Origin of the sequence: Bradyrhizobium erythrophlei, from assembly GCF_900129505.1 — a bacterium.
GTDB lineage: Bacteria > Pseudomonadota > Alphaproteobacteria > Rhizobiales > Xanthobacteraceae > Bradyrhizobium > Bradyrhizobium erythrophlei_D.
The window spans coordinates 4,873,915-4,897,962 of sequence record NZ_LT670818.1; the positions used below are offsets into that span (position 1 = coordinate 4,873,915).

The window sequence follows — 24,048 nt, forward strand, 5'->3', positions numbered from 1 at the left end:
GGGCCCGCGCCGATGGCGCGGGCCCTTCGATCTTGCTGCGGCTGAACAGTTTCAGAGCAGATTGAAGAACAGGAAGTACAGGCCGCCCGAGATCATCATCGCGACCGGCAAGGTCAGCACCCAGGCCAGCGCGATGTTGCGGATGGTCGACCATTGCAGGCCGGACCCGTTGGCCGCCATGGTGCCGGCGATGCCGGACGACAGCACATGGGTGGTCGACACCGGCAGTCCGTAGCCGTCGGCGGCCGCGATCGTCGCCGCCGCGGTGATTTCGGCGCAGGCGCCCTGCGCGTAGGTCAAATGGGTCTTGCCGATCTTCTCGCCGACGGTCACCACGATCCGCTTCCAGCCGACCATGGTGCCGAGACCGAGCGCGATGGCAACCGCAATCTTCACCCAGCCCGGGATAAATTTTGTCGCGCTGTCGAGCGAGCCCTTGTAGTTGTTGAGGGTGGCAACCTCATCGGCGTTGAGTTCGCTTTCCTTGTCCTTCATCAGGAAGCGAATGGCCTCCGATACCAGATACATGTCGTTGCGGGTGTTGCCGACGGCGTCCGCCGGGAATTTCGCCAGCGATCCATATTGGGTGACCTGGGTGCTGATGTCGCGCACCAGCACCGCCAGCGACGGGTAGGTTCCCCCATCGATCTGGTGTTGGGCGACGTAGTTCGTCACCGCCGGCCGGGGATTGCCGAGCACGTTGTAGCCCGCGGCCTTCCTCTCGATGACGTTGCTCGCCGCCGCCGAATTCACGACGAACTGCCGGATTTGGCTGTCGGGCAGGGCGCGGTTGAGCGCATAGGCGGTCGGCACCGTGCCGATGAGGATCAGCATGATCAGGCCCATGCCCTTTTGACCGTCGTTCGAGCCGTGGAAGAAGCTGACCAGGGTGCAGGTGAGGATCAGGATGCCGCGGATCCACCACGGCGGCGGCTGGTCGCCCTTCGGCTCGGCGAACAGCGCCGGCGCCGCTTTCAGCATGATCGTCTTGACGACGAAGAGCAGGCCCGCCGCCAGCGCAAAGCCGAACAAAGGCGACAGCAGCAGGGCTTTTCCGATATTGGCCGCCTGCGACCAGTCGACGCCGGAAGTGCCGTCGCGGCCGCGCAGCAAGGCGTTGGTGATGCCGACGCCGATGATGGAACCGATCAAGGTGTGCGAGCTGGAGGCGGGCAGGCCGAAATACCAGGTGCCCACGTTCCAGATGATGGCCGCGATCAGCAGCGCGAACACCATGGCAAAGCCGGCGCCGCTGCCGACCTGGAGGATCAACTCGACCGGCAGCAGCGACACGATGCCGAAGGCGACCGCGCCGCTCGACAGCAGCACGCCGAACAGATTGAACATGCCGGACCACACCACAGCAATATGAGCGGGCAGCGAGCGCGTATAGATCACGGTCGCAACCGCGTTGGCGGTGTCGTGGAAGCCGTTGACGAATTCGAAGCCGAGCGCGATCAGCAGCGCGACGAACAGCAGGAGGTACGGCAGATAGGTCGTGACCTTGGTGCCGGTCGCGTCGACGTCGATGTAGATGCTGTAGGCGACGAACAGCAGCGCGGCCGCCACCACTCCCATGTAGATGACACCCGTCAGCGGATGAAAGCCGCCGTCGAGGTTCGGTCCCTTCCGCAGGGCCGGCTCGATCGAACCCGGTAAGGCAATGTCGCTCATGTGATATCCCCTTGGCTCCCAATGCGCGGGATTTTAGCGCGGAGCATGTGACGCCAGCGTGAAAAGCGCTGGGGCAAGGCTGCCCTTGAACAGCGAATTTTTCGGCGGCGCGATCGGCTTTGCTTTTGATATCCCTTGGGAACATTGCCCATCAGGGGACGTTGGAGAGGCGGGAAACGTCCCACCAATCACCCAATGGAGCGCGCCATGACCGCGAAAGACAAGAACCTCAACGACCTGTTCCTCGATACGCTGAAGGACATCTATTTCGCCGAAAAGCAGATTTTGAAGGCGCTGCCGAAGATGGCAAAGGCCGCCAGCTCCGACAAGTTGCGTGCGGCGTTCGAAAAGCATCACGGCGAGACCGAGGGCCAGGTCGAGCGCCTCGAACAGATTTTCGAATTGATCGACAAGCCGGCGCGTAGCAAGACCTGCGACGCGATCCAGGGCATCCTCGATGAGGGCAAGGAGATCATGGAGGAGTACAAGGGCTCCGAGGCGCTCGACGCCGGCATGCTGGCCGCCGCCCAGGCCGTCGAACACTACGAAATCTCCCGCTACGGCACCCTCAAGCAGTGGGCGCAGCAGCTCGGCATGAAGGATGCGGTCCGGCTGCTGGATCAGACGTTGCAGGAAGAAAAGAAGACCGACGAAAGCCTGACCTCGCTGGCGGAAGCGGCCGTCAACCTCGCCGCGGCGGCCTAACCGACAAGAGCGGCGCGCTGCGCGGTATCCGGGGCCAGTCAACCACGCAGCGCGCCGACCCTTTGTGCGGGGTCATCGCATTGTTTTCAATTAAAGGTTGCGGGTGCGGATGTCAATTTTTTGTGCCGACGGTTCAGCATGAATTGTGCGCAGATTTTCATGCATTGTGTACAAGTCCTTACGCCGCGCGCGCCGATTTGCGCAGCAGTTCCGCGGCGATCTTCAGATCGGTGACAAACCGTTCGTATTCCCGCGCCTTGGCGTCTTCATCCGGCAGCCGCAGCAGATAGGACGGATGCACCGTCACCAGCGCCTTGATCCCCTCGTCGAGATCGATCAGGCGGCCGCGATTCCTGTTGATCGGGGTGATCTTGCCGAACACGCTTTGCGCTGCGGTAGCGCCCATCGCCACCACCAGTTCGGGTTTGATCGAAGCCAATTCGCGTTCGTACCATGGCCGGCACGCCTTGATCTCCGGGGTGGTCGGTTTCTGGTGCAGGCGGAATTTCCCGCGGGGCAGGAATTTGAAATGTTTGACCGCGTTGGTGACGTAGGTCTTGTTGCGGTCGATGCCGGCTTCTTCCAGCGCGCGGTCGAGCATTTGTCCCGCCGGTCCCACGAAAGGTTTGCCGGCAAGGTCTTCCTTGTCGCCGGGCTGTTCGCCGACCAGCATCAGGCCCGCATGTGGCGGGCCTTCGCCGAACACGGTTTGCGTTGCGTCTTTCCAGAGAGGGCAGGCGCGACAGTCGGCGGCCTCCTCGCGCAGGGTCTTGAGGCTTTGGGATGCAATCGCCATGGGCATTTTCCGCTTGCTGTGGAGAACATTGTTGCGGCAGGCCGGGCTCAATGCGGGCAGGGCGCTTCGGGTTCCCCAGATCCCATTGGGATTGCTCAGGAAAAACATAAGTGCCGAACCCGATTGACTCCTCCCGCCATGTTAGCTTTATATTAGAACATATCATGAACAAGAGGGCCAGTCACGAGTTCATCAGAAGAGCCAGTGACGGCCACCATCTCTTGAGGAGCGGCGCATGAGCGGCGCACGCACGAACACGCTTGCGGTTTTGCGCGGCAGCATCGAGCGTATCGAGGCGCAGGGCGAAGCGTATTCGCCACGCAAGGTCGCGTTCGGGCATGCCGATGCGGATGCGACGTTGCAGGGCGGCCTCGCCCTGGGCGCGATGCACGAGGTGTTCGCTGAAGGCGGCCGGCAAAGCGCTACGGCGACGGGTTTTGTCGCGGGGCTCGCAGGGCGGGTGTCCGCACGGCGGCCGCTGGTGTGGATCCGGCAGGATTTTGCCGAAATTGAATCGGGCGCGCTGTCGATGAGCGGACTGGCCGAGCTCGGTCTCGATCCGCGGCTTCTGGTGACCGTGCGCGCCGCCGACGTGGAGACCGCGCTGCGGACCGCCGCCGACGCGCTGGCCTGCGATGCGCTCGGCGCCGTCGTGCTCGAAGTCTGGGGCGAAACGCGTCAACTCGATCTCGTCGCCAGCCGCAAGCTGACGCTGGCGGCGCAGGCCTCCGGCGTGACCGGCCTGTTGCTGCGGATGGCGGCGGAGCCGCAGCCCTCGACGGCGGAAACGCGGTGGATCGTGCGCGCGGCGCATTCGCCGCCCAGCGCCCCCTCTGTCGCCTGGGGCACGCCGCTGTTCGACGCGCAGCTTGTCCGCAACCGTCATGGCCCTGTCGGCCGGTGGATCATGGAATGGAAATGTGATGAGTGCCTTTTCGCGAAACCGGCGGCGGATCCTCAGCCTGTGGTTGCCACGCCTGCCCATCGACCGCATCAAGCGCCAGCTTTGGCAAAGCGACGCCGCGCCGGCTAATGACGATCCCAGCATCGTCGTTGCCAAGCAAAACAACGCGCTGCAGATTTTTGCGCTCGACGATGCGGCCGCGCGGCTCGGTCTCGATGTCGGCCTGCCGCTCGCCAATGCCCGCGCGATCTGTCCGCAATTGAGGGTGTTCGATGCCGATGAAGCCGCCGACGCCCACGCGCTGAACGCCATCGCCGACTGGTGCGACCGCTTCACGCCGCTGGTGGCGCTCGATCCTCCGCACGGGCTGTTTCTCGACATCACCGGCTGCGTGCATTTGTTCGGCGGCGAGGCTGCGATGCTGCGGCTGTTGTGCGACGTCTTGACCGCGCAGGGTTTTGCGGTCAGCGCCGCCATCGCCGGCACCGCCGTCTGCGCGCGGACGCTGACCCGCCATGTTCATGGCCGCATCGTGGCGGAGGGTGAGGAAGCCGATGCGGTCAGGCCGCTGCCGGTATCCGCGCTCGGCGCCGATGCGGCCGTGGCCACGGGCCTGCGCCGCGCCGGCTTGAAAATCATCGGCGATGTCGCTTCCCGCGCACGGCATGAAATCACCGCACGATTCGGCGCCGGTTTTACAACCTTGCTGGAACAGGCGCTGGGGCACAGCGATGCGCCGATCAGTCCGCGAAAGCCGCTGCCGGATTACATCGTGGAAAAACGCTTCGCCGAACCGGTGGCGACCGAAGCGGTGATCTCGGCGACCTTGTCCGGGCTTGCTAAGATGCTGGTGGCGGCGATGGCGCAGCAGGGCAAGGGCGCGCGACGGCTGGAAGCCTGTTTCTTCCGCACCGACGGCGCGGTTCGCACCATCATGGTCGACACCGGACGGCCCGTGACCAGACCCGAGATGATCGACCGGCTGTTTCGCGAGCGGCTCGGCGCCTTGAGCGATCCGCTCGACCCCGGCTTCGGCTTCGATCTCATTCGCTTGAGTGCCAGCCGCACCGAAATCGTCGTGCAGGAGCAGCGCGATCTCGATGCCAATATGCACGACAATGACGAACTGGCCGCCCTGATCGACCGCATCGCCGCGCGCATCGGGGGAAAGCGCGTGGTCGTGCATTTGCCGCAGGACACCCACATCCCGGAGCGCGCGGTGCTCGCAGCACCGGCGCAGCATCACCTGGCCGCCGCGGCGCATGCGGCCTGGACGCCGCGCGTGGAAGGCGAGCCGCCGCTGCGGCCATTGCGGCTGTTCGAGCGGCCGGAACAGATCAAGGTGATCGCGCAGGTGCCGGATGGTCCGCCCGCGCGCTTTGTCTGGCGCCGCGCTACCCACGCCGTGATCCGCGCCGAGGGTCCCGAGCGCGTCGCCATGGAGTGGTGGCGCGCGGAAGGGCTGACGCGGGATTATTTCCGCGTCGAGGACGAGGCGGGCTTGCGGTTCTGGCTCTATCGCGACGGGCTTTACGACCGCGAGATCGTGCAGGAGGAGGGCAAGGCGGTACAGCCGAACTGGTACATGCACGGATTGTTCGCATGACCATGCCGGCTTACGCGGAAATCGGAATCACGACGAATTTCTCGTTCCTGCGCGGGGGATCGGATCCGCGCGATTACGTGCATCAGGCCAGCGTCCTGCAGCTTGCCGCGATCGGCATCGCCGATCACAACACGCTGGCCGGTGTGGTGCGGGCCTATAAGGAGCTCGACAATTCCGACGTCACCTGCAAGCCGAAGCTTCTGATCGGATCGCGGCTCGTCTTTATCGACGAGACGCCGGACATCCTGGTCTATCCGCGCGATCGCGCGGCTTACGGCCGGCTGTGCCAGTTGCTCACAAAGGGTAAGCGGGGCGACGATGCCGACAGGATTGCAAAGGGCGAATGCCATCTAAACTTCGCTGACCTCTTGGAATTTGCCGAAGGCCAGCTTCTGGTGCTCACGCTGCCGCATTATTTCGAGGCGGCTAACGCCCAGAAAATCCTGGAACGGTTGAAGGGTAGCCGTGCGGATGGCGTGTGGCTGGCCGCAAGCCTGCTCTATCGCGGCGACGACCGGCGTCGTTTGGCGCAGCTGCATCGTCTGTCTCTGGCGGCCAAAGTGCCGCTGCTGGCGACCAACGAAGTGCTGTACCACGATCCCGCGCGCCGTCCGCTGCAAGACGTGCTCACCTGTATTCGCGAGAAAACAACGATCGAGGCGATCGGCAAGCGCCTCGAAGCCAACGCGGAACGCCATCTCAAGCCCGCACATGAAATGACGCGGCTGTTCCGCGATCTGCCGGACGCGATCGCGGAGACTATGCGCTTTGCCAATCGCATCGTGTTCTCGATGGATCAGCTCAAATACCAATATCCCGACGAGCCGGTGCCGCCGGGCAAGACCGCGCAACAGCATCTGGAAGATCTGACATGGGCGGGCGTCGATCAATACTTCGGCGGCCAGATCGACGACACGCTCCGCGCCACCTTGCGGAAAGAGCTCGCTCTCATCGCCGAACTCAAATACGCGCATTATTTCCTGACCGTGCACGACATCGTCCATTATGCGCGTAGCCAGAACATCCTCTGCCAGGGCCGGGGATCGGCGGCGAACTCGGCCGTCTGCTACGTACTTGGCATTACCTCGGTCGATCCGACCAAGATTGATCTGCTGTTCGAACGCTTCATCTCCAAGGAACGGCTGGAGCCGCCCGACATCGACGTCGATTTCGAACATTCGCGCCGCGAAGAGGTGATGCAATATGTCTATCGGCGCTATGGCCGGCACCGCGCCGCCATCATCGCAACCGTGATTCATTACCGGCCGCGCAGCGCCATCCGCGACGTCGGCAAGGCGCTGGGGCTGACGGAGGATGTGACGGCGGCTCTGGCCGATACGGTATGGGGAAGCTGGGGCAAGGGGCTTGACGACATGCAGGTCAGGCAGGCCGGGCTCGATCCACAAAACCCGATGATCGGGCTCGCCGTCGAACTCGCGGCCGAGCTGATCGAGTTTCCGCGCCACCTCTCGCAGCATGTCGGCGGCTATGTGCTGACCCAGGACCGGCTCGATACCTACGTGCCGATAGGCAACGCGGCGATGGACGATCGCACCTTCATCGAATGGGACAAGGACGACGTCGATGCCCTGAACATGATGAAGGTCGATGTGCTGGCGCTGGGCATGCTGACCTGCATCCGCAAATGTTTCGACCTGATCGCGGATCACAAGGGCAAGCGCTATGTATTGTCCGATATTAAATCGAAGGACGACGACGAAGTTTATCAAATGCTGCAGCGGGGCGAATCGCTCGGTGTATTCCAGGTCGAGAGCCGCGCGCAGATGAACATGCTGCCGCGTTTAAAACCGCGGACATTCTACGACCTCGTCATCGAAGTAGCGATCGTGCGTCCCGGACCGATCCAGGGCGACATGGTGCATCCATATCTGAAGCGCCGCAAAATGAGACCTGAGGATATTGAGTATCCTTATCCAAAGGGCGGCAACAAGGATGAGTTGCGCAACGTCCTGCACAAGACTCTTGGTGTTCCGTTATTCCAGGAGCAGGCGATGCGGATCGCCATCGAGGCGGCGGAATTCACTTCCGAGGAGGCCAATGGGCTCCGCCGTGCCATGGCGACGTTCCGCAATCTCGGCACTATCGGAAAATTCGAAGCCAAGATGGTCGGCAACATGATCCGGCGCGGCTACGATCCCGAGTTCGCGAATAACTGTTTCAACCAGATCAAGGGATTCGGCAGTTACGGCTTTCCGGAAAGCCACGCCGCGAGCTTCGCGCAGCTCGTCTATGTTTCGTCATGGCTGAAGCATTTCCATCCCGATGCGTTCTGCTGCGGGTTGTTGAATTCGCAGCCGATGGGATTTTACGCCCCCGCGCAAATCGTCGGCGACGCCCGCAAGAACGGCGTCGAGGTGCGTGAGATCGATGTGTCATTCAGTTTTGCTGCGAATACGCTGGAGGAGGGGAGCGGGAAGTATCGCGCCGTGCGGCTCGGCTTCCGCCAGATCGACGGCTTCAAATGGGCCGATCCGGACGAGGAGCGGTTGAAGCGAATCCAAATGTCGTTCCGGGGCACGCCAACGGGTCCGCGCAAAGCGCGGCCCGATGACAGGCTCCGCGGGAACCCGGAACCTCGAGATTCTCCGATGTGCAATTGCACATCGGAGTTCGTCGCTAATGCGCCGCCCCGGAATGACGGTGCTGAGAAAGCGGAAGACTGGGCCGAACGCATCGTCGCGGCACGGCAGCGCCGTCCCTTCACCTCGCTGGAGGATTTTGCCCGCGATACCGCACTCCCCAAGCGCGCGCTGATATTGCTGGCGGATGCCGATGCGTTTCGCTCCATCGGGCTCGATCGCCGCGCAGCACTTTGGGCGGTGCGGCGGCTGCCCGATGACGTGCCGCTACCGCTGTTCGAGACCGCCGCCGCGCGCGAGCAGCCGGATGAGCATGCACGGCCGTTGCCGCTGATGCCGCTGCCGGAGCAGGTGGTGGCCGATTATCAGACCATCCGGCTGTCGCTGAAGGGGCACCCGATGGAATTCCTGCGGCCGACGTTTGCGGGTGAACGCGTCATCCCATGCGCCGCCGTTTCCGATGCCAATGACCGGCAACATATCCGCTGCGCCGGCGTGGTGCTGGTGCGGCAGCGTCCGGGCAGCGCCAAGGGCGTCGTATTCATGACGCTGGAGGACGAAACCGGCATCGCCAATATCGTGGTGTGGCCGAAGGTGATGGAACGTTTTCGCAAGGAGGTGATGGGCGCGCGGCTGGTACTGGTCGAGGGTTATATTCAAAGCAGCCCGGAAAAGGTAGTGCATCTCGTCGCCGAAAAACTGTTCGACCGCTCCCGCGATCTGGTTGGCCTCGCCAATGATTCATTCGGCCGAAAACCGGCGGTACCGGTGGGGCCGGCGCTGGTCGAGGCGCTGCATGACGATCCTCGCCAGCACCCCGAAAATCCGGCGCAGAAGATCCGCCATCCGCGCAACGTGCGCATCCTGCCGCGCTCGCGGGATTTTCATTAAAATGCGGATGCTCTCGATGACCGGCTACTCCGGCGCGGCGCCGACCGGCGGTCCGCCGGGGGGCCGGTGCAGGAATGTGATCGATGCATACGCGCCCAGCCACGAACCGATCGCCGCGAAGGCGACATAGACCCAGTTTTCGGTATAGCTGATGACGGCATAGGAAGAGAGCAGATACCATACGCTGCTCCACGTCGCCGCAGGCACGCGCCTGCGCGCCACCACGGCGGAGGTGAACATGACGTAGACGGCATCGGTTGCAGCCGTCGCGAGCAGAACGCCCCCGGCGGTCAATGGATCGATGGCAGCCATTGCAGCTCCTTCCATGGCAGGCGGAGAAACAGTAAAATTATGCGACAAGACGAAAGCATCTTCAGGCATTCCTGAACGTAGGGAAAGTGACGACCATGCAAACGCCCCGCGAAATCCTGGCCGATCTCTGGATCTCCGCCGGCGGCGACGCCGCCGCGCTCGATACCGTCACGCTGAGCGGACAGGAGCCGCAACTGCCGTCGTCGTTCCGCGTGGCCGCGGCGGCGCAAGCCAGCATTGCCGCGGCAGGCCTCGCGGCTGCGCAGATCTGGCAATCGCGCAGCGGACAATCGCAAGGCCTCGCGGTCGACATGCGCCACGCGATCGTCGAATGCCGCAGCGAGCGCTATCTGCGCGTCGACGGCAAGCCGCCGCCGCCGGCCTGGGACGCCATCGCCGGGGTCTACAGCACCGGCGACCGGCGCTTCGTGCGGCTGCACACCAATTTTCCGCATCACCGCGCCGCCGTCTGCAAGGTGCTCGACTGCAAGGCTGAACGCGACGATGTTCAGGCCGCGCTCTCGCGGTGGGACGCCGAGGCGTTCGAGACCGCGGCCTATGCCGCCGGCGGCGTGGTTGCGATGATGCGCTCATTTGAGGAGTGGTCGGCCCTGCCTCACGCCAGGGCGCTGGCCCGGTTGCCGACGGTATCGATCGAAAAAATCGGCGAGGCCGCGCCAAAGCCGTGGCCCGCAGGCGACCGCCCGCTGGCAGGCCTGCGCGTGCTCGATTTGTCGCGGGTGATCGCCGGTCCCGTCGCCGGCCGCACGCTCGCCGCCCATGGCGCCGATGTATTGCTGATTGCTGGTCCCGATCTGCCGGCGATCCCGTGGCTGACGATCGATACCGGGCGCGGCAAGCTGTCGGCTTTTGCCGAGCTCAAGAGCGAACAGGGGCAAAGCGCGCTGCGCGACCTCCTGGCAGAAGCCGATATCTTCTCGCAAGGCTACCGGCCGCGCGCGCTCAGCGCGCTCGGTTTCTCGCCGGAGCAAGCCGCGCGCATCAATCCGGGCATCGTGTATGTGTCGCTGTCGGCCTACGGCCATGCCGGGCCATGGGCGGAGCGCCGCGGCTTCGACTCGCTGGTGCAGACCTCGACTGGCTTCAACCACGCCGAGGGCCAGGCCGCAGGTGTCGAGGGGCCGAAGGAATTGCCGGCGCAGATGCTCGATCACGCCACCGGTTATCTGATGGCGTTCGGCGCCATGATGGCCAAGGAACGCCAGTCGCGCGAAGGCGGCAGCTGGCACGTCCGCGTGTCGTTGGCGCAGACCGGGCGGTGGCTGTGGAATCTCGGCCGGGTCGCCGATGGACTGAAGACCGAGGATTTGAAGCGCGACGCGGTCACCGCCTTCATCGAAGAAACGGCTTCCGGCTTCGGTCCGCTGCAGGCCGTGAGCCATTCGGCGGTGCTCTCGAAAACGCCCGCCTTCTGGGCGCGGCCGGCGATGCCGCTCGGCAGTCACCCGGCGCAATGGCCCGCGCGCGGCTGAGGCCGCAACGCGAAAACCTTTCAAAAATAAGACACGCCTCTCCAAATTTTAACTTTAAACGCTGGCGTATTGCCGTTTTTAGGTTGTTTGAAACGCCAAATCGGCACTATTAGCGCACCGATGAGGCAGTCATTGCCGGAATCATCGCCGAAGTGACTGGACCCCATGTTGCCTGAATTTATCAAGCAATTGCAGATGCTTAGCCGGAGGAAACTGGCCGGCGGCGCCGCGCTGACGGTGCTGGCCGGCGCGGCTCTGTATGGCTTTACGCAGCTCGGCGGGGCTAGCCACGGGTCGTCCGAGGTGTCGAGCCAATCCCGCAAGGGATTGCAGCGCTACATCCCGACCCCGGCGGAATGGGCCACCCTGACCATCGAACCCGTTATCGCGCGAAGTTTCCGGGCCGAGACCGTGACCGAAGGCAAGGTCGCGGTCGACGAGGATAAATCGACGCCGGTGTTTTCGCCCTATGCCGGCCGCGTCATGAAGTTGATGGTCCGGCCGGGCGATAACGTCACCCAGGGACAGCCACTGTTCGTGATCGAAGCCGCCGACACCGTGCAGGCGCAGAACGATTTTGTTGCGGCGATCGCCGCGTTGAACAAGGCGAAGTCGGCGCTCGACCTTGCGCAGATCCAGGACACACGCGCCAAAGATCTGTTCGAGGGCAAGGCCGTGCCGCTGAAGGATTACCAGCAGAGCCAGGCCAATCTGATCCAGGCGCAGAACGATATGCGTTCGTCGCAAACGGCGCTGGAGGCGGCGCGCAACAAGTTGCGAATCCTCGGATTCAGCGAGGAGGCCATATTGGCCTTTCAGGAAAAGCGCAGCATCAATCCGAACACCACCATCTTCTCGCCGATCGCGGGCACGGTCGTGCAGCGCAAGGTCGGCCCCGGCCAGTACGTGAACTCCGGCGCCAGCGATCCGGTCTTCGTGATCGGCGACCTCTCCACGGTCTGGCTCACGGCCTTCGTCCGCGAGACCGATGCATCGAAGGTCGCGGTGGGACAGGAGATCTCCTTCAACGTGCTGGCGCTGCCGGGCCGGACGCTGACGGCGCACATAGACTACGTCGCCGCGGCGATCGATCCGGCGACGCGCCGGCTCCTGGTCCGCGCCACTATCGACAACAAGGACGGTCAGCTCAAGCCGGAGATGTTCGCCAACGTCACGCTCTACTCCCCCGGCGATCACCCGGCCGTGGGCGTGCCGAAGCAGGCCCTGATCTACGAGGGCAACCAGGTCCGGGTCTGGGTTGCGCACGAGGACAAGTCGATCGAACTGCGCGAGATCAAGCCCGGAATGACCAATGGCAACCTCGTCGAGGTCGCGAGCAATCTGAAACCCGGCGAGCGGATCGTCACCAAGGGCAGCCTGTTCATCGACCGCGCCGCATCCGGTAGCTAACTTCAACTCAGCCCCTGAAAGTCCCGATCTGAATGGATCGTCTCGTCGCCATTGCCGTCAACCGGCGCTACCTGATGGTCGGCCTATTCGCCGTCGTGATCATCGGCGGCCTGATCGCGTTCAAGCAGCTCAATATCGAAGCCTATCCCGACCCGACGCCGCCGATGGTCGACATCGTGACGCAAAGTCCGGGATTGTCGTCGGAGGAGATCGAACGCTACATCACGATCCCGATCGAGACCCAGGTCTCGGGCATCAAGAACCTGCGCACGATCCGCACGATTTCCCTGTACGGCCTGTCCGACGTCAAGCTGCAATTCTCGTTCGATTACACCTATGACGAGGCGCTGCAGCAGGTGCTGAACCGGCTGTCGCAAATGGCGCCACTGCTTGGTAATGTGCAGCCGGGGATTTCGCCGGTCAGCGCTATCGGCGAAATCTACCGTTACCGGCTGGTCGGGCCGCCGAATTACAGCGTGCTCGACCTGAAGACGCTGCAGGACTGGGTCTTGCAGCGCCGCTTCCGCGCCGTGCCCGGCGTGATCGACGTCACCGGTTGGGGCGGCAAGACCAAGACCTACGAATTGCAGGTCGATTTCAACAAGCTGATCGCCAACGGCCTGACGCTGCCGCAACTGCTGCAGGCCGTCAGCAATTCCAACATCAATGTCGGCGGCAATACCGTCAATATCGGTACGCAATCCGCCGTGGTGCGCGGTGTCGGCCTGATCCGTTCCATCGATGATCTCGCCAACACCATGGTGTCGCAAAGCGGCGGCAACCCGGTACTGGTCAAGGACATCGCCAATGTGACCGTCGGCGAGAAGCCGCGGCTCGGCATCGCCGGCCTCGATCAGGACGACGACATCGTGCAGGGCATCGTGCTGATGCGCCGCGGCGAGCAGAGTTCGCCGACCATCCTTCGGGTCGAACAGCTGGTGGAGCAGATCAACAATTCCAGCATCCTGCCGCCCGGCGTGCGCATCGAGCGCATCTACGACCGCAAGGATCTGATCGACATCACCACGGCGACCGTGCTGCACAACATGGTGGTCGGCATTCTCCTGATCGTGCTGCTGCAGTGGATCTTCCTCGGCGATCTCAGAAGCGCGCTGATCGTCGGCGCCACCATTCCGTTTGCGCTGTTTTTCGCCGTCATCATCCTGGTGCTGCGCGGCGAATCCGCCAACCTGTTGTCGGTCGGCGCCATCGATTTCGGGCTGATCGTGGACGCCACCGTGATCTTTGTGGAGGCGATCTTCCGCCGCCTGTCGCAAACCACGGCGCTGTCGGAAGCCGAGCAAAGCCATATCTCGACCGACACCACCATGGGCATCAAGAGCCATGCCATCCTCTCGGCCTCCGCCGACGTGTCGCGCTCGATCTTCTTCGCCGCCGCCATCATCATCGCGGCGTTCATCCCGCTGTTCACCTTGAGCGGCGTCGAAGGCAACATCTTCGGGCCGATGGCGCGGACCTATGCCTATGCGCTGGCGGGCGGCCTGCTCGCGACCTTCACGGTGACGCCGGCCTTAAGCGCGATCATCCTGCCCTCGCATATGGAAGAAACCGAAACCCGCATCATGAAGTTCCTGCACTGGATCTATGTGCCGGTGCTGGCCTGGGCCATGGCCAACCGAAAGCTGGTGATGGCGGGCGCCATCGGGCTCGTGGTCATGACCGTTGTGTTCGGCCGCCTGCTGGGGCTGGAATTCCTGCCCAAGCTCGAGGAGGGCAATCTCTGGATTCGCGCGACCCTGCCGCCGACCATCTCGCTCGAGGAGGGCAACGCCTATGTCAACGAGATGCGCAAGCTGATCCGCAGCTTTCCGCAGGTGGAAGCGGTGGTGTCGCAGCATGGCCGCCCCGATGATGGCACGGACGCTGCGGGCTTCTTCAACGCGGAATTCTTTGCGCCGCTAAAGCCGGCCGGCGAATGGCCCGACACCCACGACAAGGATGAGTTGACGGCGCGAATGCTGGCGAAGCTGCAGGACAAGTTTCCGGGCGTCGAGTTCAATTTCTCCCAGTATCTTCAGGACAACGTTTCCGAAGCCGTCTCCGGCGTGAAGGGCGAGAACTCCATCAAATTGTACGGCAACGATCTGCAGGCGCTCACCGACACCGCCAACAAGATCAAGGCCGTGCTGTCGACGGTGCAGGGCATTACCGACCTGGCGGTGTTCACCTCGCTCGGGCAACCGACGGTCCAGATCGATATCGATCGCGCCAAGGCTGCGCGCTATGGGCTGGCGCCGGGCGATATCAACGCCACCATCAAGGTCGCGATCGGCGGCGACACCGCCGGAGATCTCTATGAACCCGGGAGCGACCGGCATTTTCCGATCATCGTCCGGCTTGCCCCGGAATATCGCAAGAGTGCCGAGGCGATCCAGAATTTGCGGATCGGCGCGGCGGGTCCGAACGGCACCATCACCCAGATTCCCTTGAGCGAGGTGGCGTCGATCACCCTGGTCTCGGGTGCGGCCTATATCTACCGCGAACAGCAGGAGCGCTATCTGCCGATCAAGTTCTCGGTGCGCGAACGCGACCTCGGCGGCGCCATCCGGGAAGCCCAGGAGAAGGTCGCGAGCCAGGTGCAGCTGCCGGCGGGATCGCGGATCGAATGGGTGGGTGAGTTCGGCAATCTGCAGGACGCGATCAAGCGGCTGTCGGTCGTGGTGCCGATCAGCCTTGCGCTGATCGCCGTGTTGCTGTGGTTCAATTTCGGCTCGATGGTGGACACGCTGCTCGCCATGAGCGTGATCCCGATGGCGATCTTCGGCGGCGTGGTCGGGCTCGTGATCTCGGGCATTCCATTCAGCGTCTCCGCGGCGATCGGTTTCATCGCGCTGTTCGGCATCGCGGTCATGGACGGCATCATCATCCTGTCCCAGTTCAACCAGCTGGTCGACGAGGGCTTCGACCGGGTGACAGCCGCGATCCGCACCGGCGAACTGCAATTGCGCCCGGTCCTGATGACCTGCGTGGTCGCGGGCGTCGGGCTGCTGCCGGCGGCGATGTCGGCGGGCATCGGATCGCAGGTGCAGAAGCCGCTGGCGGTGGTGGTCGTCACCGGCATGATGCTGGCGCCGCTGGTGATCCTGGTGACGCTGCCGGTGCTGATCTCGGTCTTCTCGCGCCGGGTCCGCTGAGCGGGCATTTTACCGGCGCGAGCGATGGTGGGCGCGCGCCCATGAATCCTGCCCACTCCGTTTGTGGTTGACGTAACCCAGCAGCTGTCTCTTGAATACAGAGGGACAAGCCGCGGGGGAGAACACCATGCGGAACGGGGAACACCAGGATCGCACCACCTCCAGAACCTCCGACCAGATTCTGGGGGAAATCAGGGACTATTGCCGCGCGACGCAGACCGCCGAATCCACCTTCGGGCGGCTGGTCGTCAATGACGGCAAGCTGGTATCGCGGCTGCGCGACGGCGCCAAGATCACCACCGGGACGCTCGACAAGGTCCGCGCCTATCTGACCGAGCATCGGGCCGGCCTGCCGTCGGAGAGAACGACGTCGCCGGTGACCTTCAGGCCGGCCAATGCCGCGCTTCCCGCGGCCGACATCGCGCCGCCGGGTTTCCGGTTTTTCGACAACCGGCAGAAATATCTCCTGTTCGTCTCGACCTGCAGCGAGAAGACCGAGGTCGCCAACCGGATTTCGCTCGAACTCGGCAATCTGCAGCCGTCGCCGCCGGCGCTGCGGATCTTCGATGCCGGCGTCGGCGAAGGCACCGTGCTGTCGCGCGTGATGCGGGCGGTGCATGCCCGCTTTCCCACCATGCCGCTCTACGTCGTGGCCAAGGAAATCTCCTACGAAGACGTGCGGCTGATGCTGGAGAAGATGGCCGATCGTCTGTTCGAGCATCCCGCCACGGTGTTGGTGATCACCAATCTCTATTATGCGGAGGCGCCGTGGCTGACGCCGCGCTCGGCGGCATCGGCGCAGGGCCTGATCTGGAAGGACGTCGCGCTGGCCGGCAATACCGCGCACGGCTTTGCCGAGCAGATCGGACAGCTCGAGGGGTTTTTGGCGGAGAACTGGCGCGCCGGAATCAGTCCCACCACGGGCAATCCGCTCTATACAAGGCCCATCATCCTGACGCTGCGCCGCGAGGATCATTCGTTCCTGCTCGATCCGATCATGCCGCGGCCCGGGCGCGTGATGGCCGATTACGATCTGGTGATCGCCTCGCAGCCCTATCGCGCGCGGGCCAGCGTCGAATTCAAGGCCTCGAAGGTGGTGACGCCGCTGGTGCGCGCGCTGCGGCCCGGCGGCCGATTGATCGGCATCCATTCGCACGGCCACGATCCCGGCCTCGAGATCATCGAGGAGGTCTGGCCCGGCGACGACCCCTTCAAGACCGATCGCTACGCGATCCTGCGCCAGGTCAAGCACGAGCTTGGCGGCGAGGCGCGGCATTACAATTTCAACGCTTCCTCCGATGCGCGATCGATCTTCCGCTACCACATGCACACGCTGCCGGACGAAGTCTCCGGGCCGATCGGAACCTCGACGCTGTTCGCCGCCTGGAACGCGGCGATCTATGTCGCGCAGATCGAGGATGTCAGGCTGTCGGAGGTGGTCCGCGACGGCCGCTACCTCGAGGCCACCGACCGGGTGCTCAAGCGGCACGGCGGCCTGTGGTTCAACGACGAAACCTACGTGATTTCGCGCCGCCGCGCCTGAGGCATGATCCCAAAAAGCGGGAACCGGTTTTTGGAAAAGATCATGCCCATGAAGAGACCTTAATCGGAGCCAGACGTGTCCGCACCCGATCATGCCTCGTCTCGCCAACTCGACGCGCTACTGTCGTCCGCTTCGGTCGAAATCTCTTCGCGCGGACATCAACTGGGCGAGTTGCGGGATCGTTTCGCTGCGGGCACGGACGTCACGATCACCTTCCTGCCCGGCGACAATTATCGCCACAACGTCGAAACGGCCGCGATGCTGCGCCGCGCCGGTTTCAACGCGGTGCCTCATGTCGCTGCGCGCGAAATGCCGTCACGCGAGGCGCTCGACGATTTCCTGACGCGCCTCAGGGGCGAGGCGGATGTCAGGCGCATTCTACTGATCGCCGGCGACGTCGCGGCCGCGAAAGGACCGTTCAAATCGAGCCACGATGTGCGCGCCAGCGGGTTGATCGAGGAGCATGGCATGGCACGCGTAAGCGTTGCCGGCTACCCCGAGGGCCACCCTTATCTCGGGTTGGCCGCGACCTTCAGCGGGCTCGAGGCATGGCGGGACTGGGGGCAGGGGACAAAAATCCACGTCGATGTCGTGACGCAGTTCTGCTTCGAGAGCGCGCCGATCCTGGCCTTTATCGGCGAACTCGATGCGCGCGGCGTCGGCCTTCCCGTCACCGTCGGCCTCGCCGGTCCGGCGAGTCCCGCCACGCTGACGAAATTCGCGCTTCGCTGCGGCATCGGCAATTCGATCCGTTCGCTGCGCAGCCAGATCGGGCGTTTCGGCCGGCTGCTCATGGATACCGGGCCTGACGACATCATGCGCGGTTTGCAGTTGGCGCCCGAGGTCGTCACGGCCTCGATATCGGGTTTCCATCTGTTTCCGTTCGGCGGACTGCGCAAGGCCGCCGAATGGTCGCGTGGCTACGTTGCGGAAACCCTGCGGCAAGCGGGGCGGACCGCATCCCGAACCGGCGCTCAGAACCTGTAAAGCCGCGCCGGATTGTCGACCAGAATTTTCTTCCGGATCGCCGCGTCCGGCGCCCATACGGGAAATTGGTTGAACAGGCGGCCGTCCTCGATCTGATACAGCGGCGTCACCTCGGTCGGCTGTCGGCCGGGCGGCGTCACTGAATTCGGATGCGGCCAGTCCGTCCCCCAGACGATGCGGTCCGGATTGGCCGCGATCAGCGCCTGGGCGAGCGGGATCACGTCGGAATAATCGGGTGCGAGCTTCGAGGCCCGGTAGGCGCCGGAGATCTTGACGTACGCCTTGCCTGATTTCACGAGTTCGAGCAGGTCGGAAAAGCCCGGCTGCCCCACTCCAAGTTCGGCCTGCGCGCCGCCGAAATGATCGAACACGACCGGCACCGGCGAGGCCAAGACGAGATCCTTGATCGCGGAGATCATCGCAAGACTCGTGAACAGCTGGACATGCCAGCCGCGGGCTTTCACCCGGTCGACCGCGGCCTGGAAGCGCGGGCGGCCGACCGAGGGATCGTTGACGCCGCCCGTGGCGAGATTGAGCCTTATGCCGCGAATGCCTGCCTGGCCCATGGCATCGAGATCGGTCTCGGGCGTCTTGTCGTCGATCACGGCGACGCCGCGCGCGGTCGCGCCGCGGGCCTTCATGCCGAACAGCGCCGCCGAATTATCCGTGCCGTAGACGCTCGGGGTGACGATCACCACGCGCTCGATATGCAGCGCCTTGTGCAGCGCCGACATTTCCTCTGGCGATGCCAGCTCCGGGGTGTAGACGCGGCCCGCGAAGAACGGGAATTTTTCGGGATCGCCGTGGATATGGGTGTGGCAGTCGCAGGCGCCGGCGGGGACGTCAAAATTGACCGGCGCCGACGGTTGCGAGGCTTTGGCAAGGGCGTGTCGGTTCGGCATGATCACTCCGGCGGCAATCGAGGCGAGCAGAACACAGCGTCGCGTCAGCATCGTTTCTCTCCCTCATTTTCGTTTTTGTGTCGCTTATGCCGATAGTGTAGCACGGCCGAGCCCGGCAAGGCAGGCGGCGATCAGTTCCGGCAACGGCCGCGATCCGTCGAGACGCAGGACGGGGCAGGGTAGCTGCGCGAGCCAGGCTTCATGCTTCGCCAAACTCCGGCCCTCCCGATCGCCGTCCTCGTAATGCGACGCCCATTCGACGAAATCTTCGGTGTCGTGATGGCGCCAGCCGCCGGGAGCCACCGCATCGCTGCCGAAGTGCCGGGCCTCGCGCGCGCGCAAACGCTGCAGGCGAATCTCCCGGGCGGTCGAGAGGAATATCACCAGATCGAAATCCCGCGCGATGTCGTCGCCCCAGCCCTCGAGCGATCCGCTTAGCACCCAGTCCGCGCGTGGCAGGAAAACTTCCTGCATCAGCCGGAGACGTTCGATACGGTCGCGCTTCCTTTGATATGGCGGCACCGTCGGCTGCCAGAAATAATCGTCGGTGTCGTGATGCGGGACGGCGAGGGCGTCAGCCAAGGCGCGGCCGAGGCTCGTGGCGCCCGAGCCTGACGCTCCCATGATGTGTATGCGGCAGCTTTTCATGGTGCCGGTTTGCGGATCATTGCCCCGATGGCGTACGCAGCCCGTGCCAGGCGTCGCGCACCTGATGATAATGCAGTTCAGGCAGATAGTCCGGCGTGTTGAGCGACAGCGTCTTGACGTCGAGCCGGCCGATGGCGCTGAGCAGGGTATAGGAAGCAATCACGCGATCGCGTTGCGCGCCGATCAGCCGCGCCTTCGCCGAAATGAGATCGGCTTGCGAGTTCAGGACGTCGACCGTGGTGCGCTGGCCGCCGGCGGCTTCCTTGCTGACGCCCTGCAGCGCGACCGTCGCCGCCCGCACCTCGGATTCCGATGCCGCTACCGCGATCTTGGCGCCTTCATTGGCGACCCAGGCGCCGATTGCGGCGGTGCGGGCCTGACTGCGGACATGATCCAGCACCTGCCGGCTTTGCGCCGTTAATTCCTTGGCCTGCCTTGTCTGCGACGCCGCGGTGCCGCCATCGTAGATCGGCGCATTCATCTGCGCAGTCACCGAAGCCTGATCGGTCCGGAAGGTGGTGAGGCTCGGATCTGCGTCGCTGCTGTGACTGGCGTTGCCCTGCAGGGTGATGGTGGGCAGGAGGCTGCTTTCCGCGACACGGATGGTGGTCGAGGCGACGTCGACGTCGAAGCCCGCGGCCGTGACCGCCGGATTTTCCTTGGCGGCAAGGCCTATGGCGTCTTCGCGGCTGTGTGGCAGATACCCATCCACGGCTTCGGCGGATCGCAATTGCCCGGGCGGGTTGCCGATCACCTGGGTGTAGGTCGCCTGGCTGATGGCAAGATTGATCTCGGCGGCGTTCAGGTCGGCCAGCCCCCGGCTGAGCCGCGCTTCGGCCTGGGCGGTATCGGTCGGCGTGACATCGCCGGCGTTGAGGCGCTTCTGGGTAATGCCGACGGTTTCCCGCAGGAACGCGACATTGGAGCGCTGCGCCTCGACCAGCGACTGGTTGGCGAGCACGTTGGTGTAGGCGGTGACGGCGTCGAGCAGCACGCCCTGACCGACATTGCGCAACGCCTCGCGGCCCGACTGCACCTGCAGTTCCGCCACCCTCACGCTGTTGGCGGTCTTGAAGCCGTTGAATAGAGTCTGGCTCACCGTCACCCCGATGATCCAGGGTTTTAAAGTGGCGGATTGAAAGGTGTTATCCGGCAGCAGATTGCGGACCGCCTGCAGCCCGGCGCTCAGGGTCGCAATGATCTGCGGCCGGTAGCCCGCTAGGGCCTGCGGCACGTTCTCGTCGGTGGCACGCTGGCGCGCCCGTTCGGCATTGAGCTGCGGATTGGTCTGGTAGGCCTTGGCCAGCGCCTCGGGCAGGGATTCGGCCAGCGCCGCGGAAGCGGCAAGACTGACCGCGGCCGTGGCGGCAAAACCGGCGCAAGCTGCAAAGCCAAGACAAATGCTCGATCGAAGCACGCGCCTTGTCACGTGGCCAACCTTCGCGGCACGTCCAATCATGTGATCCCGAATTAACCCCTGCCGTCCGCCTCCGCCGACGACCCCGACACAACTACCTGTTTAGAGGGCGCTGCGGCCACAGGCAAACCATCGCGGGCGGCAACCCCCTGAATTCGGTGTTTCGCTGTTGCCCGTTCGTCACAGGCGATATCGGTCACAAATGCGTTATGCTGCCGGACGGCTGCGTTTGATTCCAGGCGCCGGCTATCTCCATTGCGCCCGGACCTGTACCTGATGCCGAGACTGTTTTCCGACCCCGAGGCGATTTCCGAGGATATCATCAGCGATGTCGGGACCGATCTGGTGGTCGGATTGCCGCTCGGGCTCGGCAAGGCGAATCATATCGTCAACGCGCTCTATGCGCGCGCCAGCGCCGACCGCTCGATCAATCTGACGTTCTTCACCGCGTTGACGCTGGAAAAGCCGAAGCCGAAGAACCTGCTGCAGGGGCGCTTCATTGCGCCGGTGATCGACCGTCTGTTCGGGGGCTATCCCGATCTCGCCTATCCCGCAGCGCTGCGCGCGGGAGCGCTTCCGCCCAATATTCGCGTGACCGAATTCTTTTTCCTGGCGGGACGGTGGCAGCAAGTGCCGGCGGCGCAACAGCACTATGTTTCCGCCAACTACACCCACGCGGCTTCCTATTTGCTGGCGGCCGGGATGAACGTTGTCGCGCAACTGGTGGCCAAACGCGTCGTCGACGGCGTGCCGCGCTACAGCCTGAGCGGCAATACCGACATCACGGTGGACCTGTTGCGCGCCCGCAGGCAGGGGCGCGTGTCGTTCAAGCTGATCGGGCAGGTTAATTCCGAACTGCCGTTCATGCCGGGCGAGGGCGATCTGCCGGCGGACGAATTCAGCGCCGTACTCGACAGTCCCGCAACCGACTTCCCGCTGTTCGCCCCGCCGTCCGAGCCGATCACCGACACCAGATACGCCATCGGGCTTCACGCCGCGGGCCTCGTGCGCGACGGCGGCACGCTGCAAATCGGCATCGGGCAGGTAGGCGATGCGTTGGCGCAGGGATTGATCGTTCGTCACCGCGACAACGGGCAATTTCACGGGATCATGAAACGGCTGTCTCCCGCACCCGAACAGCTCGCGGCGCTGGAGACCGGATCATTCGAAAAGGGGCTCTACGGCGTCAGCGAGATGCTGTTCGAGGCCTTTCTCGCCTTGATCGACGCCGGTATCCTCAAACGCGAGGTGGACGGCGTCGTGCTGCACGGCGCGTTTTTTCTCGGGCCGCAATCGTTCTATTCCGCGCTGCGCGAAATGACCGCAAGCCAGCTCGCGCGAATCCAGATGATGCCGGTATCGTTCACCAACGAGCTCTATGGCGACGAGGAGGCCAAGCGGCGCGCCCGGGTCGACGCCCGCTTCGTCAACAGCGTGATGATGGCGACCTTGATGGGGGCGGCGGTGTCCGACGGTCTCGAGAACGGACAGGTCGTGAGCGGCGTCGGCGGCCAGTATAATTTCGTCGCCCAGTCGTTCGCGCTTGCCGGCGCGCGGTCGGTCCTCACGCTCGAAGCGACGCGAGGGGCCGGCGCCGGGCTGCGATCCAATATCCGCTGGAGCTACGGCCACGAAACCATCCCGCGGCATTTGCGCGATATCGTCGTCACCGAATACGGCGTCGCCGATATCAGGGGGAAATCAGACGCCGATGTGATCGCGGCGATGCTGCAGGTCACGGATTCCCGCTTTCAGGACGAACTCGCACGCCAGGCCAAGGACGCCGGCAAATTGCCTGGGAATTTCGAGATTCCAGCCGCGTACCGCGACAATCATCCGGAGCGGATCGCAGCCGCGCTAAAGCCGGCGCGCGAGGCGGGCCTGTTGCCATCGTTTCCGTTCGGCAGCGATTTTACCGACGTCGAGCAGCGGCTGATCCCGGCGCTGCAACTGCTGCAGGACGCGCAAAGCGCGCCGCGGCGCCTGCCGGGATTGTTGTGGCAGGGATTCACCGGTCATCCCGACGCCGCCGATATTGAATGTTTGGCGCGGCTCGGCCTCGATAAACCGGTGACGCTGGCCGAACATGCCTACCGCGCGCTGGTCAGCGCTGCATTGGCGAGGAGCAGAGCGTCCTAGAGAGGACCGCACTATTTATTCTTGTTCACCGGCTTGCGCTTCTCGATGAACGCCGCCATGCCCTCGGAGCGATCTTCCAGGGCGAAGGTCGCATGGAACAGGTTGCGTTCGACGTTGAGCCCTTCGGACAGCGGCGTCTCGAAGGCGCGGTTGACCGCTTCCTTCGCCATCGCGGCCGCGGGACGCGACATCGAGGCGATCTTTTCCGCCGCCGCCAGCGCTTCCTCCATCAGTTTGTCCGCCGGCACCACGCGGCTCACCAGCCCCGACCGTTCCGCCTCGGCGGCATCCATCATGCGCCCGGTGAGGCACAAATCCATCGCCTTGGATTTGCCGATCGCACGCGTCAGCCGCTGCGTTCCGCCGATGCCGGGAATGGTGCCGAGGGTGATTTCGGGCTGGCCGAATTTCGCGGTGTCGGCGGCGATGATGATGTCGCACATCATTGCGAGCTCGCAGCCGCCGCCGAGCGCATAGCCGCTGACGGCGGCGATCGTCGGCTTGCGGCATTTGGCGACGCGGTCGCCGCCGATGGCGGCGAAATCGCTGGAAAACATGTCGATGAAGGTTTTAGGCTGCATTTCCTTGATGTCGGCGCCCGCGGCGAACGCCTTTTCGCCTCCGGCCAGCAGGATGCATCCGATTCTGTCGTCGGCTTCGAGGTCGTCGACTGCGGCGGCGATCTCCTTGAACACGCCGAAGGACAGTGCATTGAGCAGCTTCGGGCGGTTGAGCGTGATGATGCCCACCCCGCCTTTGCCTTCGACAATGATGTATTCGAATGTGCTCATGATCCACCCCGCTGATGTCACGGGCAATGTGCCCGCTGGCGCGGTGGGCATCAAGTGGGGTGATGGCGCAGCCGG

General features: G+C 64.0%; 16 protein-coding genes and 1 pseudogene. 10 read left to right on the plus strand and 7 right to left on the minus strand.

Annotated features, from left to right (window positions below; translation table 11 throughout):
- Positions 1-51 precede the first annotated feature (51 nt).
- Complete coding sequence (locus B5525_RS22490; protein ID WP_079567964.1) at positions 52-1,674, minus strand: inorganic phosphate transporter; 1,623 nt, start codon at positions 1,672-1,674, stop codon at positions 52-54.
- A gap of 207 nt (positions 1,675-1,881) precedes the next feature.
- On the opposite strand from B5525_RS22490, the gene B5525_RS22495 reads away from it, so the two are divergent.
- Positions 1,882-2,379 (plus strand): ferritin-like domain-containing protein, encoded by a 498-nt coding sequence (locus B5525_RS22495; RefSeq protein ID WP_079573672.1) that lies wholly within the window; start codon positions 1,882-1,884, stop codon positions 2,377-2,379.
- A gap of 178 nt (positions 2,380-2,557) precedes the next feature.
- Here B5525_RS22495 and B5525_RS22500 read toward each other — a convergent pair.
- A pseudogene (locus tag B5525_RS22500) lies at positions 2,558-3,154 on the minus strand (UdgX family uracil-DNA binding protein); the annotation flags it as partial.
- A gap of 256 nt (positions 3,155-3,410) precedes the next feature.
- Here B5525_RS22500 and B5525_RS22505 point away from each other — a divergent pair.
- The 3 genes from B5525_RS22505 to B5525_RS22515 are packed head-to-tail and all read left to right on the plus strand — an operon-like array spanning position 3,411 to position 9,176.
- Positions 3,411-4,208: an ImuA family protein gene (locus B5525_RS22505; protein WP_079567966.1), complete on the plus strand. Its 798-nt coding sequence runs from the start codon at positions 3,411-3,413 to the stop codon at positions 4,206-4,208.
- Positions 4,099-5,685, plus strand: a complete 1,587-nt coding sequence (locus tag B5525_RS22510; RefSeq protein ID WP_079567967.1) for a Y-family DNA polymerase — start codon at positions 4,099-4,101, stop codon at positions 5,683-5,685. The genes B5525_RS22505 and B5525_RS22510 overlap by 110 nt, the downstream gene beginning before the upstream one ends.
- Positions 5,682-9,176: an error-prone DNA polymerase gene (locus B5525_RS22515; RefSeq protein WP_079567968.1), complete on the plus strand. Its 3,495-nt coding sequence runs from the start codon at positions 5,682-5,684 to the stop codon at positions 9,174-9,176. Before B5525_RS22510 ends, B5525_RS22515 begins: the two co-directional genes overlap by 4 nt.
- A 24-nt stretch (positions 9,177-9,200) precedes the next feature.
- Here B5525_RS22515 and B5525_RS22520 read toward each other — a convergent pair whose 3' ends face one another.
- The gene (locus B5525_RS22520; protein WP_079567969.1) at positions 9,201-9,488 is read right to left on the minus strand and encodes a hypothetical protein; all 288 of its coding nucleotides are present in this window, start codon (positions 9,486-9,488) and stop codon (positions 9,201-9,203) included.
- A gap of 95 nt (positions 9,489-9,583) precedes the next feature.
- Between B5525_RS22520 and B5525_RS22525 the strand changes: the two genes are divergently transcribed.
- The 5 genes from B5525_RS22525 to B5525_RS22545 all read left to right on the plus strand — a co-directional run bounded on the left by B5525_RS22525 (position 9,584) and on the right by B5525_RS22545 (position 18,076).
- The gene (locus tag B5525_RS22525; protein WP_079567970.1) at positions 9,584-10,981 is read left to right on the plus strand and encodes a CoA transferase; all 1,398 of its coding nucleotides are present in this window, start codon (positions 9,584-9,586) and stop codon (positions 10,979-10,981) included.
- Positions 10,982-11,146: 165 nt separating this feature from the next.
- The gene (locus B5525_RS22530) at positions 11,147-12,391 is read left to right on the plus strand and encodes an efflux RND transporter periplasmic adaptor subunit (RefSeq protein ID WP_079567971.1); all 1,245 of its coding nucleotides are present in this window, start codon (positions 11,147-11,149) and stop codon (positions 12,389-12,391) included.
- A 32-nt stretch (positions 12,392-12,423) separates the two neighbouring features.
- Positions 12,424-15,546, plus strand: a complete 3,123-nt coding sequence (locus tag B5525_RS22535) for an efflux RND transporter permease subunit (protein ID WP_079567972.1) — start codon at positions 12,424-12,426, stop codon at positions 15,544-15,546.
- 127 nt (positions 15,547-15,673) lie between these two features.
- Positions 15,674-17,089: a hypothetical protein gene (locus B5525_RS22540; protein WP_079567973.1), complete on the plus strand. Its 1,416-nt coding sequence runs from the start codon at positions 15,674-15,676 to the stop codon at positions 17,087-17,089.
- A 75-nt stretch (positions 17,090-17,164) separates the two neighbouring features.
- Positions 17,165-18,076, plus strand: coding sequence for a methylenetetrahydrofolate reductase (locus B5525_RS22545; RefSeq protein ID WP_079567974.1), 912 nt, complete (start codon positions 17,165-17,167; stop codon positions 18,074-18,076).
- Here B5525_RS22545 and B5525_RS22550 read toward each other — a convergent pair.
- Genes B5525_RS22550 through B5525_RS22560 form a run of 3 tightly spaced genes read right to left on the minus strand, consistent with a single transcriptional unit; the run spans position 18,064 to position 21,085 of the window.
- The gene (locus B5525_RS22550) at positions 18,064-19,029 is read right to left on the minus strand and encodes an amidohydrolase family protein (RefSeq protein ID WP_079567975.1); all 966 of its coding nucleotides are present in this window, start codon (positions 19,027-19,029) and stop codon (positions 18,064-18,066) included. The genes B5525_RS22545 and B5525_RS22550 overlap by 13 nt on opposite strands.
- A gap of 33 nt (positions 19,030-19,062) precedes the next feature.
- Positions 19,063-19,626, minus strand: coding sequence for a hypothetical protein (locus tag B5525_RS22555; RefSeq protein ID WP_079567976.1), 564 nt, complete (start codon positions 19,624-19,626; stop codon positions 19,063-19,065).
- Positions 19,627-19,642: 16 nt separating this feature from the next.
- On the minus strand, positions 19,643-21,085 hold the full coding sequence (locus tag B5525_RS22560) for a TolC family outer membrane protein (protein ID WP_079567977.1): 1,443 nt from the start codon (positions 21,083-21,085) through the stop codon (positions 19,643-19,645).
- A 234-nt stretch (positions 21,086-21,319) separates the two neighbouring features.
- Here B5525_RS22560 and B5525_RS22565 point away from each other — a divergent pair, with 234 nt between their 5' ends.
- Positions 21,320-23,182, plus strand: a complete 1,863-nt coding sequence (locus tag B5525_RS22565; RefSeq protein ID WP_079573674.1) for an acetyl-CoA hydrolase/transferase C-terminal domain-containing protein — start codon at positions 21,320-21,322, stop codon at positions 23,180-23,182.
- Between the two features lie 11 nt (positions 23,183-23,193).
- On the opposite strand, the gene B5525_RS22570 is transcribed toward B5525_RS22565, so the two are convergent.
- Positions 23,194-23,973 (minus strand): enoyl-CoA hydratase, encoded by a 780-nt coding sequence (locus B5525_RS22570; protein ID WP_079567978.1) that lies wholly within the window; start codon positions 23,971-23,973, stop codon positions 23,194-23,196.
- Between the last annotated feature and the right edge of the window lie 75 nt (positions 23,974-24,048).